Here is a 13243-nt window from a genome sequence, read left to right on the forward strand (position 1 = left end):
AAACTACTCGCGCGTAGAGGTGGTTTGTGCCTTTGTGAAGGGCATATACCGGTCACCGCGCAACTGCACAGCAAGAAGGGAGCCCGCCGTGGACAACGACGTCTCTGCGGGAAGCGGAAGTACTTCCGTTGTGGGCCGACTCGCCCTGGGGATCACCCTGTTGGCGTTCGGGCTCGGTACGACCGGTGTCATCGACGGTGTGGGCACGTCGGACGCCGTGACACTGGCTCACTACGTGGGCGGAGTCGCCCTGTTCCTCGTCGGCCTGCTCGCGCTCCGGGACCGTGACGGCGTCTCCGGCACGGGCTTCGTGGCCCTCGGCGCCCTGTGGTTCACCTGGGCCGTGTCGGGCTCCGGCTCGGCTCATGCGGCCGGACTCTTCCTGCTGCTGTTCGCCCTCGTGGCGCTCACGCTGACCCTCGCCGGCGGGGACACCCTCGGCCAGGCCGTGTACGGGCTGCTCTTCCTGGCGATGCTCGTGCTCGCCGTCGCGCAGTTCGCGGACAGCTCCGTCCTGACCAAGGCCGGCGGCTGGGTGGCCGTCGCCTCCGGTGCGGTGGCCTGGTACGCGGCGACGGCCGCGGTCGCCCACTGGCCGACGGTACTTCCCCGGCGTGCCGCGGGCCGGGGGGTGACGGCCACCGGCTGAAACGGAGCGGCACGGAAGGGACCCCCACGTGAAAGGTGGCACACGTGGGGGTCCGTTCTCTTGTCGTGCGGGGCGCCTACTCCACCGTCACCGACTTGGCCAGGTTCCGCGGCTTGTCGATGTCCCGGCCCAGGGCCTTCGCCGTGTGGTACGCCAGCAGCTGGAGCGGGATGCCCATCAGGATCGGGTCCAGCTCGTCCTCGTTCTTCGGGACGACGATGGTCTGGTCCGCCTTCTCCTGGGGCTGGTGGGCCACCGCGAGGATCTTGCCCTCGCGGGCCTTGATCTCCTCCAGGGCCGCGCGGTTCTTCTCCAGCAGGTCGTCGTCGGGGACGATGGCGACCGTCGGCAGGGCCGGCTCGATCAGGGCCAGCGGGCCGTGCTTCAGCTCGGAGGCGGGGTAGGCCTCGGCGTGGATGTACGAGACCTCCTTGAGCTTCAGGGAGGCCTCACGGGCCACCGGGTAGCCCCGGACGCGGCCGATGAAGAGCATCGAGCGGGCGTCGGCGTACAGCTCGGCCAGCTCCCTGACCTTCTCCTCCTGCTTGAGGATCTCGGTGATCTGCTCGGGCAGCTTGCGCAGGCCCTCGATGATCCGCTTGCCGTCGCGGACCGAGAGGTCACGGGTGCGGCCGAGGTGCAGGGCGAGCAGCGCGAAGGCGACCGTCATGTTGGTGAAGCACTTGGTCGACACCACGCAGACCTCGGGACCGGCGTGCACGTAGATGCCGGCGTCCGCCTCGCGGGCGATCGCCGAGCCGACCACGTTGACGACGCCGAAGACCCGGGCGCCCTTGCGCTTGAGCTCCTGGACGGCGGCGAGCACGTCGTACGTCTCACCGGACTGGGAGACGGCCACGTAGAGGGTGTCGGGGTCGACCACCGCGTTGCGGTAGCGGAACTCGGAGGCCGGCTCGGCGTCGGCGGGGATGCGGGCCAGCTCCTCGATCATCTGGGCGCCGATCATGCCCGCGTGGTACGAGGTGCCGCAGCCGAGGATCTTCACGCGGCGGATCTGCCGGGCCTCGCGGGCGTCCAGGTTGAGGCCGCCGAGGTGCACGGTGGAGAAGCGGTCGTCGATCCGGCCGCGCAGCACGCGGTCGACGGCGTCGGCCTGCTCGAAGATCTCCTTGTGCATGTAGGTGTCGTGGCCGCCCATGTCGTACGACTCGGCCTCCCACTCCACCGTCGTGGGCTCGGCAGTGGTGCGCGTGCCCTCGGTGGTGTAGGTGCGGAAGTCGTCGGCCTTGAGCGTGGCCATCTCGCCGTCGTCCAGGGTCACTATCTGGCGGGTGTGCATCACCAGGGCGGCGATGTCCGAGGCGACGAACATCTCCTTCTCGCCGATGCCGAGGACGACCGGGGAGCCGTTGCGGGCCACCACGATGCGGTCGGGGAAGTCGGCGTGCAGGACGGCGATGCCGTAGGTGCCCTCGATCACCCGGACCGCCTGGCGGACCTTGTCCTCCAGCTTCTCGGCGGTGGAGCGGGCGATGAGGTGGGTGAGGACCTCGGTGTCGGTCTCGGAGAGGAACTCGACGCCGTCCGCCTCGAGCTTGCGGCGCAGGTCGGCCGCGTTGTCGATGATGCCGTTGTGGACGACGGCGACCTTGCTGTCGGCCGACATGTGCGGGTGGGCGTTCACGTCGGAGGGGGCGCCGTGGGTGGCCCAGCGGGTGTGGGCGATACCGGTGCTGCCCTTGAAGCGCGCCGGGACCTTGGCCTCCAGGTCCCGCACCCGGCCCTTGGCCTTGACCATCTTCAGGCCGGGCGCCTTCGGGGACGTGACGACGATGCCCGCGGAGTCGTAGCCGCGGTACTCCAGCCGCTGCAGGCCCTCCAGGAGGAGAGGGGCGACGTCACGCTTCCCGATGTATCCGACAATTCCGCACATGTATGGGTATTCCTAGCCGTAGACGATGCGCCGCAGCTGCCTGAGCGTCAGCTCGGGCGGTGCCACCGCGCGGTATTTCAGGTCCGCCTCGATCCGTTCGAAGATCTCCGCGTTCACCAGGCCCTGGGCCTGGAGTTCGCGGTGGCGGCGCCGGACGAAGTCCCCCGTCGACTCGTCGAAGTAGGCGAGCACGTCCTGGATCACCCGCAGCGCCTCGCCCCGGCTCAGGGGTGAGGATCGCGTCAGGTGATCAACGAGTTCGTCGTGCACCCGGTAGATCCTGGGGTACCGGCGCCGGATTCGCAAGAATCGTGCCCGATATCGGGCAACCGACTGTTGTCGGGCTGGTGGATCTCTGTTCGTCGGCCGTCCACCCTGTGTCCTACGTCTCGTTGGAGATGTGGACCATTTTCAGACGCCATGGACATTCCTCGTATGGGAGTACCGGAGAAGCTGGCCGCGCGGATGAGCATGGCCGAGCAGCACGAGTACCTGCGCGCCAGATTCTCCCGGCGCACCATGATCAGAGGCGGCGCCGTCACCCTGGGCGCCGTCACGGGTGGCGCGTTCGTGACGGGCGCCACCGCCCGGGCCGCCGTGCCGACGCAGGGCGCCGCCCCCGCCGCCGAGCCGGTCGACGGCGCCCTCGTGGCCCCCTTCGGCCGCCACCTCGCCTTCGGCAACGACCCGCGCACGGAGATGACCGTCTCCTGGCAGGTGCCGGTCGCCGTGAAGAAGCCGTTCATCCGCATCGGCGCCCACCCCTGGGACCTCTCGCGCAAGATCGAGGCCGAGGTCCGCACCCTCTACACCCCGGCCGGTGTCGGCGCGAGCGGCGACCACACCCAGTACTACCTGCACGCCAAGCTCACCCACCTGCGTCCGGGCAGGACGTACTACTACGGCGTCGGCCACGAGGGCTTCGACCCGGCCGAGCCGCACCTGCTGGGCACCGTGGGCACCTTCACCACCGCCCCCGCGCACAAGGCGCCGTTCACCTTCACCGCCTTCGGCGACGAGGGTGTCGGCTATCACGGCCTGGCCAACAACGCGCTGATCCTCGGCCAGAACCCGGCCTTCCACCTGCACGCCGGTGACATCGCCTACGGCGACCCGGCCGGCCAGGGCAAGTCCACCGACACCGGCTTCGACTCGCGGACCTGGGACCAGTTCCTGTACCAGACCGAGTCGGTCGCCAAGCAGGTCCCGTGGATGCCGTCCTACGGCAACCACGACATGGAGGCCTGGTACTCGCCCAACGGCTACGGCGGCGAGGAAGCCCGCTGGACCCTGCCCGACAACGGGCCGGACGCCAAGAACCTGCCGGGCGTGTACTCCTTCGTCCACGGCAACACGGCGGTCATCTCGCTCGACGCCAACGACATCTCCTTCGAGATCCCGGCGAATCTGGGCATCTCCGGCGGAACCCAGACGAAGTGGCTGGAAACCCAGCTGAAGACGTACCGCGCCTCCAAGGACGTCGACTTCGTCGTCATCTTCTTCCACCACTGCGCCTACTGCACCTCCACGGCGCACGCCTCGGAGGGAGGCGTGCGCCAGGAGTGGGTGCCGCTGTTCGAGAAGTACCAGGTGGACCTGGTCATCAACGGCCACAACCACCAGTACGAGCGCACCGACGTCATCAAGGACGGCAAGGTCACCAAGAAGCTCCCGATCGGCGGCACCGCCTACCCCGAGACCGAGGGCGTGGTGTACGTCACCGCCGGCGCGGCGGGCCGCAGCCTCTACGCGTTCAGCGCCCCCGACTCCTACGAGGGCCACGAGCACGAGGTGGACTCGGTCGCGTCCTTCATCAACACCAAGGACGGCAAGGTCGACGAGACCGTCGCCTGGTCCCGGGTGCGCTACCTGAACTACTCCTTCCTGCGCGTGGACGTCCAGCCCGCCCCGAAGGGCCGCCAGGCCACGCTGAAGGTGTCGGGCATCGCCGAGACCGGCGACCGCATCGACCACTTCACCGTCTCCCGCACGGCGAAGTAACCCCAGCCGCCGAGCGAGCGGTCCTCGCGCGCTACATGCGCCTGAGGACCGCCTGCTTGGCCAGGGTGAACTCCTCCGCCGTCAGCACCCCGTCCCGGTGCAGCTCGCCCAGCTCACGCAGCCGCCGCAGCAGCGCGTCATGGCCGTCCCCGGCCGGCTCCGGCTCCTTCGTGAGCCCCGGCGCCTGCGCCACGGCGTCGCGCCCGGCCGCGCAGGGATGCGGCAGCCGCGCCTGTACGGCAGCGGCCACCAGGGCCATCAGCGGGTCCTTCTTGAACCCCCACAGCTCGACCGCGTTCGGGTCGTACTTGGGCGGAGCCGTGACCGGCGCCCCGCGCACCAGGAACCGCAAGTGCCCGTTCTCCAGCCCGGCCGCCGGCTGCCACTCCACGCCGACGACGTCCGGGAGCGGGATCGTACGGGGGCCGGTGGCGGCCTTGGCGTCCTCCGTCTTCCAGTTCCACTCCAGCCGCACCCGCTCCCCGTCGAAGCTCGCCGTGCCGTCCCCGGCCGACACGGACACCGGCAGCGACGGACCCGGCAGCAGATACCCGTCGACCGGGTCCGGTGACACCCCGTCCAGCAGCAGCGCGTTGCGCACCTCGTCCGCGAAGTACTCGGCGACGCCGTACCGCTCCGACTCCACCGCCAGCTGGTACGGGTCGTTGGCCTCGGCGAGCCGGCCCGCCGTGGCCTGCAGCAGGGGATCGGCGCCGTCGCGCAACCGCAGCCTGAGCCGCCCCGCCCGCTTCCCCTGCTCGAAGGAGACGCCGGCCAAAGCCTTTAGCGGCACGACGAGTTCGCCCATCTCGCGGCGGAGCAGGGGCACGTTCTTGTCCCGGCCCGGAGTGAGCCGGAGGGCCTCGCCGTCGAAGGTCCAGGTGCCGTCCTTCTGGATGATTTCCGCCATGCGGGGATTGTTTCACCGGATCTGCGGGAGAGTGGTCTCGACCACGTCTGACGGTCACTCACCTCCATGGCTCAACTCCGTCCGATGGGAGCGCTTGTGAGACGGCACCACGGCACGACTCCTCGAACGCCCCGCCTCCTCGGTTCACTGCTGCTGGTCGCGGCGGCCGGCGCCTTCACCCTCGGCGCCGCCCCCGCGGCCCGCGCCGCCGCCCCGGCCCCGCTGGACCAGGTGGTCCCGGCGCCCGCCTCGGTCCAGCCGGGCGGCACGCCGTACACCCTCACCCGCGCCACCGGCGTCCACGTCGACCACAACGCCGAGGTCCGCCGCATCGGCGCGTACCTCACCGCCATCCTCCGCCCCTCCACCGGCTACCCGGTGCCGCTCACCGACAGCGGCACCGGCGGCATCCGCCTCCACCTCGCCAAGGGCGACTTCGGCGCCGAGGGCTACCGGCTTCAGAGCGCCGCCGACGGCGTCACCCTCACCGCGAGCACCCCCGCCGGCCTCTTCCACGGCGTCCAGACCCTGCGCCAGCTGCTCCCGGCGTCCGTGGAGAGGAAGACCGTGCAGACCGGCCCCTGGCGGATCGCCGGCGGCACCGTCGAGGACCGCCCCCGCTACGCCTACCGGGGCGCCATGCTGGACGTCTCCCGGCACTTCTTCACCGTCGCCCAGGTCGAGCGCTACATCGACCAGCTCGCCCTCTACAAGATCAACGAGCTGCATCTGCACCTCAGCGACGACCAGGGCTGGCGCATCGCCGTCGACTCCTGGCCGCGCCTGGCCACCCACGGCGGCTCCACCGAGGTCGGCGGCGGCAAGGGCGGCTACTACACCAAGGCGCAGTACCAACAGATCGTCCGGTACGCGGCCTCCCGCTACCTGGAGGTCGTCCCCGAGATCGACATGCCCGGCCACACCAACGCGGCCCTCTCCTCCTACGCCCGGCTCAACTGCGACGGCGTGGCACCCCCGCTGTACACCGGCACCCAGGTCGGCTTCAGCTCGCTGTGCGTGCCGAAGAAGGTCACCTACGACTTCGCCGACGACGTGATCCGGGAGCTGGCCGCCCTCACCCCCGGCCGCTACCTGCACATCGGCGGTGACGAGGCACACTCCACCAGCCACGCCGACTACGTGGCGTTCATGGACCGGGTCCAGCCGATCGTCGCCCGGTACGGCAAGACGGTCATCGGCTGGCACCAGCTCACCGGCGCCCACCCCGCCGAGGGCGCCCTCGCCCAGTACTGGGGTCTGGACGGCACCAGCGCCACCGAGAAGGCGCAGGTCGCGGAGGCCGCCCGGAACGGCACGGGCCTGATCCTGTCCCCGGCGGACCGGGTCTACCTCGACATGAAGTACACGAAGAGCACCAAGCCGGGCACGACCTGGGCCGGCACGGTCGAGGTGCAGCGGTCGTACGACTGGAACCCCGGCGCCTACCTCGCCGGGGCACCGGCCTCGGCCGTCAAGGGCGTCGAGGCCCCCCTCTGGTCGGAGACCCTCAAGACCTCCGCCGACATCGAGTACATGGCCTTCCCGCGCCTGCCCGGCGCGGCCGAACTGGGCTGGTCCCCGGCGGCCACGCACGACTGGACCACCTACCGCCGGCGCCTGGCCGCCCAGGCCCCGCGCTGGGACGCGCTCGGCATCGCCTACTACAAGTCACCGCAGGTCCCCTGGCCGAACGGCTGACCATCCGCTGACGGGCACCCCCGAGGACCGTACTCAGGGGTGCCCGTCCGTCTCGTGCGGCCTGGTGCGGCCCGGTGCGTCAGAAGCCGGCGATCGGGTTCTCGAGGTCGCCGACCAGCTGGAGGGCGCCCGACGGATCGGTGAGGTCCACCATCTGGCGGTTGTCGCGGAGTTGCAGACGGTTGAGGCAGGACAGGGCGAACCGGGGGGCGAACATGTCGTACCGGTCGAACTTGCCGGCCAGCTCGGGGGTCGCCTCCTGGTACTCGCGGGTGACCTCGGCGACCGTGCGCCAGAAGGCGTCCTCCGCCAGGATTCCCTCGCGGGCCAGGTTCGCCGCGAGGAAGCGGAAGAAGCAGTCGAAGACGTCCGTGAACAGGGAGAGGAGCTTCTCGTCCTCGGGGACCTCGACGCGGATGCGCCGGACCTCCGGCGGCAGCACCGCGTCCGGGTCCAGCACCGCGATCTCCTCGGCGATGTCCTTGTAGACCGCCCGCTGGACCACCCCGTCCTTCAGCACCAGGATCACGTTCTCGCCGTGCGGCATGAAGACCAGGTCGTAGGCGTAGAAGCTGTGCAGCAGCGGGGTGTAGTACGCCCGCAGGTAGCGGCGGAGCCATGCGGTGGGGGACAGCCCGGACCGTTCGACCAGGGCGCCCGCGAAGGAGGCGCCGGTGTGGTCCAGGTGCAGCAGCGAGGCCATGGTGGCGAGCGACTCGCCGTCCCTCAGCGAGGGCACCGGGCTCTCCCGCCATAGCGCGGCCAGCATCTTGCGGTACGGCGAGTGGCGGTCGGTCGCCCGCTCGTACTCCAGGTGCCGGTAGCCGACGGCCGCCCGCTCCCGGACGACCGACAGGCCCGTCGACTTCAGCACCGGGTCGTTCTCGATCAGCTGGGCCAGCCAGTCGTTGATCGCCGGGGTGGCCTCCATGTAGGCGGCCGACAGGCCCCGCATGAAACCCATGTTGAGGACCGACAGGGCCGTCTTCACGTAGTGCTTGTGCGGGGCGCTGGTGTTGAAGAAGGTCCGGATGGACTGCTGGGCCAGGTACTCGTCGTCGCCCTCGCCGAGGCAGACCAGGTGCCGGCGGGCCACCTCGGCCGCGAAGGTGACCGTGAGCTTGTTCCACCACTGCCAGGGGTGGACGGGGAGGAGGAGGTAGTCGGCCGGGTCCAGGCCCTGGGCGGTGAGGGTCGCGCGGAACCGGCTCAGGGTCTTCTCGCCCAGCTCCTCCCGCAGGAAGGAGTCGTACTCGATCCCGGCGCCGGCTGTGAACGCGGCCCTGGAGCGGTGCGCGGCCAGCCACACCAGCCGGACCGGGCTCGCGGTCTCCGGGGCGTACGACAGGTACTCGTGGACGCCGAACCCGAGCCGCCCGTTGTTGGCGACGAAGCACGGGTGCCCCTCGGTCATCCCGGTCTCGATCTCCTGGAAGCCGCTGCCGGCCAGTTCCGCGGCGGTGACGCGGGGCTTGGTGAGCTTGTAGCAGATGCCGGAGAGGGTGGAGGAGATCTCCTCCAGGTAGACCGGCAGGACCTCATCGCTCAGTCCGAGGGACGCCCTCAGGTCGAGGATGAAGTCCAGTGCGGCCAGGGGGAGTTCCGTCCCGTCGCGGTGCCGGGTGACGGACCCGGGATCGATCTCCCAGTGGTCGAGGGCGCGGCGGACGGCGGTGAACCGGTAGGCGGTGCGCCCGTCGTCGCTGCGGACGACGTACCCCCCGCCCTCCCGCTCGGGTGTGATCAGCCGCTCGTGCGCGAACTCGGCGAGCGCCTTGCGTATCAGCAGGCGGTCGGCGGCCGCCCAGCGCTCGGGGGAGAGGTGGGCCACGGCGTCGGCGAGGGTCATCGGGCCACCGCCTGCTCGAACTGCTCGCGGGTGCAGAAGCTCAGCAGGGCCCTCTTCTCCGGCTTCTGGATCTCCCGCTCGGGCACGAACCCCACGGCCTCGTTCAGGGCGTGCACGGCCGTGTTGCGCACGTCGGGTTCGACGACGACCCGCCGCACCGCCGGGTCCTCGAACAGGTGCGTCATCACCGCGGTGATGACGGACCGGGTGAAGCCGTGGACGGGCGTGCCGGCCGGCGGGGTGAGGAAGTGCATGCCGATGTCCCCGGGCCGCGCCTCGTACAGCCCGGCCAGCTCCCGGTGCGCGGGGTCGTACCGTTCCATGAGGAAGGCGGGCTCGCCGGCACGCAGGCCGAGCAGCGCGTCGTGGTGCTCGTCCGCGGCGATCTCCATGTACGCCCGCTCGACGTCCTCGAGCCTCGCGTCCTGCATCATCCAGAAGGCCGCCTTGGGATGGGTGACCCAGGAGTGCAGCAGCCGGCCGTCTTTCAGCGGGTCGACGGTACGGAAGGTGAAGGTGGTGTTCGTGTCGTTCATGCGGCGAACTCCTGGAAGGCGATGCTCTTCTCGACCGGGTAGTACTCGGTCCCGAGCAGCTCGCGGATGATGTACGCGTTCCGGTAGGCGCCCATGCCCAGGTCGGGGCTGGTGATGCTGTGGGTGTGGACGCCGGCGTTCTGCAGGAAGACGCCTCGGCCGGTGACGTCGATGGCGTAGTTGCGGGCGATGTCGAAGTTGCCCCGGGAGTCGTAGCGCAGCCGGTCCCTGACGGGCTCGAGGAAGCCCGGCTCGGCGTACCGGTAGCCGGTGGCGAGGATCAGGCCCTCGGTGGTCAGCTCGTAGTCCTTCTCCTGCTCCTCCTGGCGGAAGGAGAGGGTGTACGTGCCGTCCGCGTACCGTGCGCCGTTCAGCGAGGAGTTGGTGAGCAGGCGGGTGGGGACCGGGCCGGCGAGGTTCTTCTGGTAGAGCAGGTCGAAGATCTCGTTGATCAGGTCCCCGTCGATGCCCTTGAACAGGGCTTTCTGCTCGGCGGTCAGCCGGTAGCGGGTGGCCTCGGGCAGTGCGCGGTAGTAGTCGACGTACTCCGGGGAGGTCATCTCCAGGGTGAGCTTGGTGTATTCGAGGGGGAAGAAGCGCGGGGAGCGGGTGACCCAGTTCAGCTGGTAGCCATGGACGTCGATCTCACCGAGCAGGTCGTAGTAGATCTCGGCCGCGGACTGGCCGCTGCCGACCAGCGTGATCGACTTCTTGCGCCGCAGCTCCGCCCTGTGGTGCACGTAGCGGGAGTTGTGGAGGAAGTCGCCGCCCAGGTCCCGGCAGGCGTCGGGGACGTGCGGCGGGGTGCCGGTGCCGAGGACCAGGTGCCGGGCGCGGAAGGTGTCGCCTCCTTGCGTGCGCACGACGTAGTGCCCGTCCTCGTACGTCACCTCGGTGACGGTGGTGCCGAAGCGGACGCTGCTCAGTTTCCCGGCCGCCCAGCGGCAGTAGTCGTCGTACTCGACCCGCAGCGGGTAGAAGTTCTCGCGGATGTAGAACGAATACAGTCTGCCCTTCTCCTTCAGGTAGTTGAGGAAGGAGTACGGCGAGGTCGGGTCGGCGAGGGTGACCAGGTCGGACATGAACGGGGTCTGCAGGTGGGCGCCGTCCAGGAACATCCCGGCGTGCCAGGCGAAGTCCGGCTTGGACTCCAGGAAGACGCCGTCCAGTCCGGCGATGGGCTCGGTGAGGCAGGCCAGGCCGAGGTTGAAGGGGCCGAGCCCGATCCCCACGAAGTCGTAGGCGGGGTGCGGGGCTTCAGGACGCGCGGTCAAGGGACTCTCCCAGGTACTGCTCGGCGTGGCCGGCGATCAGGTCGAGGACGGCGGCGATGTCGGCCGGCGTGGTCTCGGGATTGAGCAGGGTGAACTTCAGGTAGTGACGGCCGGCCACCTTGGTGCCCGCGACCACGGCGTCGCCGGAGGCGAACAGGGCCTTGCGGGCGTAGAGGTTGGCGCGGTCGATCTCGGCCGGGTCGGTGACGGCCGCGGGGATGTAGCGGAAGACGAGGGTGGACAGGGTGGGTTCCACGACGACGTCGTAGCGGGGGTCGGCGGCGAGCATCCGCCAGCCCTCGGCCGCCAGGTCGCAGACCTCGTCGAAGAGCTGCCCGATGCCGTCGGCGCCCATCACGCGCAGGGTCAGCCACAGTTTGAGGGCGTCGAAGCGGCGGGTGGTCTGCAGGGACTTGTCGACCTGGTTGGGGATGCGTTCCTGCACCATGCGGCGCGGGTTGAGGTACTCCGCGTGGTAGGTGGCGTGCCGCAGGGTGGCCGCGTCCCTCACCAGGACGGCGGAGGAGCTCACCGGCTGGAAGAACGACTTGTGGTAGTCGACCGTGACCGAGTCGGCGCGTTCGATGCCGGCGAGGCGGTCCCGGTGCTTCAGCGAGGTGAGCAGTCCGCAGCCGTAGGCAGCGTCGACGTGCATCCACACGCCGTACTGGGCGCAGAGTCCGGCGATCTCGGGGAGCGGATCGATGGAGCCGAAGTCGGTGGTCCCGGCGGTGGCGACGACGGCCATCGGCACCAGGCCCTCGCGCCGGCAGCGCTCCAGCTCGTGGGCGAGGGCGACGGTCTGCAGCCGCTTGTCGTGGTCGACGGGGACGGGGACGACGGCCTCCCGCCCCAGCCCGAGCAGTGTGGCGGACTTCTGCACGCTGAAGTGACCGGCCTCGGAGGCGAAGACGCGCAAGGCGGCGAGGTCCTCGCTCTTGGCCTCTTCGCGGGCGAGGAGCAGCGCCTGGAGGTTGGACTGGGTGCCGCCCGAGGTGAACACGCCGTCGGCGGCGGGGCCGAGGCCGATCCGCCGGGCCGTCCAGTCGACGATCCTGCGCTCGATGAGGGTGCCGCCGGCCGACTGGTCCCAGGTGTCGAGGGAGGAGTTGACCGCGGAGAGCACGGCCTCGCCGAGCACCGCCGGGATGACGACCGGGCAGTTGAGATGGGCGAGGTAGCGGGGGTGGTGGAAGTAGACCGCGTCGCGGAGGTACACGTCCTCCAGCTCGTCCAGGACGGCGGCGGTGTCGCCCAGCGGCCGGTCCAGGTCGATCGCGTCGACGCGGGGGGCGAGGGCGTCGACGGTGACGCCGGTGAACGGACGGTCGGTGGTGGCGAGTTTGGCCGCCACCCGCTCGACTCCTTCGGTCACGGAGCGGCGGTAGTGCTCCGCGGTGAGGCCATTGAGCAGGTGCGAGCGCATGTGGGGGTCCTCCGGGGACAGTCCGTGCGGGAGGTCGTCGTGATGAACTTAGGTTAGCCTAACTTAAGTTTTCGGGATCAAGGTAGGGGTCACCCCTGACCGCCCTCCTGTGGCGGCAAGTTGCTCCGCGAGGCGCCGCCGCGCCGGGGTCACTCCGCGGCGCGCAGTTGTTCCTCCGTCATGCCCTGCCGCCAGTAGCCGACGAAGGTGACGCGCCGCCGGTCGACGCCCCGCTCCCCGACGAAGTGCCGCCGCAACGCCTTCACCTGCCCGGACTCACCCGCGATCCACACGTACGGCCTTTCGGCGACGGGCAGTTGTGCGGCTCGTACGGCGTCGACGGCCATGGGGGACCCGTCGTGCCGTACGAGCCACGTGATCTCCGCGTCCGCCTCCGTGCGCACGTCCTGGATGTCACCGGCGTGCGGCACCTCCAGCCAGGCCCGGACCCGGGTGCCGGCCGGCAGGGTCTCCAGGACGGCGGTGGCGGCCGGGACGGCGGTCTCGTCGCCCCACAGGACGACCAGGTCGGTGTCCTCGGGCGGGCGGAACCGGATGGCGCGGTTGTCGGCGACGGCCGGCCCGAGCAGCAGGACGCGATCGCCGGGGACGGCCCGGGAGGCCCAGCGGGAGGCGGGTCCGGCCGGGGCGGCGGCGCCGGGCTCCGTGCCGTGCAGCGCGAAGTCGATGTCCACCTCGTGCGGGTCGCGCCTGAACGCCCGGAGGGTGTACGAGCGCATCACCGCCCGTACGTCGTCCGGGAGTTCACGCCACCCCTGCCACCAGCCGTCGCCCAGCTCCAGCGGGACGACGGGCTCCGGCCGGCCCGGTTGCGGCAGGAACAGGGACAGGGACTGGTCACGCCCGTCGGAGTGGAAGGCGTGCAGGTCGCTTCCGCCGAAGGTGACGCGCACGAGAGACGGCCCCAGCCGCCTCGTCCGTACGACCTGCGCGGAGAAGAATCGGAACGGGGCGGCTACGGCCGTCGTCATGTGGGCTCCTGAGG

The 13243-nt window shown here is 70.3% G+C and carries 11 protein-coding genes; 3 read left to right on the forward strand and 8 right to left on the reverse strand.

The window, feature by feature from the left end; genetic code table 11:
* Positions 1–88 precede the first annotated feature (88 nt).
* Positions 89–649 carry a GPR1/FUN34/YaaH family transporter gene (locus tag AB0N17_RS07200; RefSeq protein WP_366010138.1) on the forward strand — a complete coding sequence of 187 codons (561 nt, stop codon included), beginning with the start codon at positions 89–91 and terminating at the stop codon, positions 647–649.
* Positions 650–725: 76 nt separating this feature from the next.
* On the opposite strand, the gene glmS is transcribed toward AB0N17_RS07200, so the two are convergent.
* Positions 726–2543, reverse strand: a complete 1818-nt coding sequence (gene glmS / locus AB0N17_RS07205; RefSeq protein WP_366010139.1) for a glutamine--fructose-6-phosphate transaminase (isomerizing) — start codon at positions 2541–2543, stop codon at positions 726–728.
* A 12-nt stretch (positions 2544–2555) separates the two neighbouring features.
* Positions 2556–2813 (reverse strand): hypothetical protein, encoded by a 258-nt coding sequence (locus tag AB0N17_RS07210; RefSeq protein ID WP_366010140.1) that lies wholly within the window; start codon positions 2811–2813, stop codon positions 2556–2558.
* A 165-nt stretch (positions 2814–2978) separates the two neighbouring features.
* Between AB0N17_RS07210 and AB0N17_RS07215 the strand changes: the two genes are divergently transcribed.
* A complete protein-coding gene (locus AB0N17_RS07215) occupies positions 2979–4544 on the forward strand; it encodes a metallophosphoesterase family protein (RefSeq protein WP_366010141.1) in 1566 nt (521 codons plus the stop codon).
* A gap of 31 nt (positions 4545–4575) precedes the next feature.
* Here the strand turns inward: AB0N17_RS07215 and AB0N17_RS07220 are convergent, their stop codons facing one another.
* Positions 4576–5454 carry a DUF4429 domain-containing protein gene (locus tag AB0N17_RS07220; protein WP_366010142.1) on the reverse strand — a complete coding sequence of 293 codons (879 nt, stop codon included), beginning with the start codon at positions 5452–5454 and terminating at the stop codon, positions 4576–4578.
* 84 nt (positions 5455–5538) lie between these two features.
* Here AB0N17_RS07220 and AB0N17_RS07225 point away from each other — a divergent pair, with 84 nt between their 5' ends.
* The gene (locus AB0N17_RS07225) at positions 5539–7152 is read left to right on the forward strand and encodes a beta-N-acetylhexosaminidase (RefSeq protein WP_366010143.1); all 1614 of its coding nucleotides are present in this window, start codon (positions 5539–5541) and stop codon (positions 7150–7152) included.
* Positions 7153–7231: 79 nt separating this feature from the next.
* Here AB0N17_RS07225 and AB0N17_RS07230 read toward each other — a convergent pair whose 3' ends face one another.
* The 5 genes from AB0N17_RS07230 to AB0N17_RS07250 all read right to left on the reverse strand — a co-directional run bounded on the left by AB0N17_RS07230 (position 7232) and on the right by AB0N17_RS07250 (position 13229).
* Positions 7232–9001 (reverse strand): IucA/IucC family siderophore biosynthesis protein, encoded by a 1770-nt coding sequence (locus AB0N17_RS07230; protein WP_366010144.1) that lies wholly within the window; start codon positions 8999–9001, stop codon positions 7232–7234.
* The gene (locus tag AB0N17_RS07235; RefSeq protein ID WP_366010145.1) at positions 8998–9537 is read right to left on the reverse strand and encodes a GNAT family N-acetyltransferase; all 540 of its coding nucleotides are present in this window, start codon (positions 9535–9537) and stop codon (positions 8998–9000) included. The genes AB0N17_RS07230 and AB0N17_RS07235 overlap by 4 nt, the downstream gene beginning before the upstream one ends.
* On the reverse strand, positions 9534–10811 hold the full coding sequence (locus tag AB0N17_RS07240; RefSeq protein WP_366010146.1) for a lysine N(6)-hydroxylase/L-ornithine N(5)-oxygenase family protein: 1278 nt from the start codon (positions 10809–10811) through the stop codon (positions 9534–9536). The genes AB0N17_RS07235 and AB0N17_RS07240 overlap by 4 nt, the downstream gene beginning before the upstream one ends.
* Positions 10795–12237, reverse strand: coding sequence for a lysine decarboxylase DesA (gene desA / locus AB0N17_RS07245; RefSeq protein ID WP_366010147.1), 1443 nt, complete (start codon positions 12235–12237; stop codon positions 10795–10797). Before desA ends, AB0N17_RS07240 begins: the two co-directional genes overlap by 17 nt.
* Positions 12238–12386: 149 nt before the next feature.
* Positions 12387–13229 (reverse strand): siderophore-interacting protein, encoded by an 843-nt coding sequence (locus AB0N17_RS07250; RefSeq protein ID WP_366010148.1) that lies wholly within the window; start codon positions 13227–13229, stop codon positions 12387–12389.
* Between the last annotated feature and the right edge of the window lie 14 nt (positions 13230–13243).

Source organism: Streptomyces sp. NPDC051133 (assembly GCF_040682635.1).
In the GTDB taxonomy this organism is placed as follows: Bacteria; Actinomycetota; Actinomycetes; order Streptomycetales; family Streptomycetaceae; genus Streptomyces.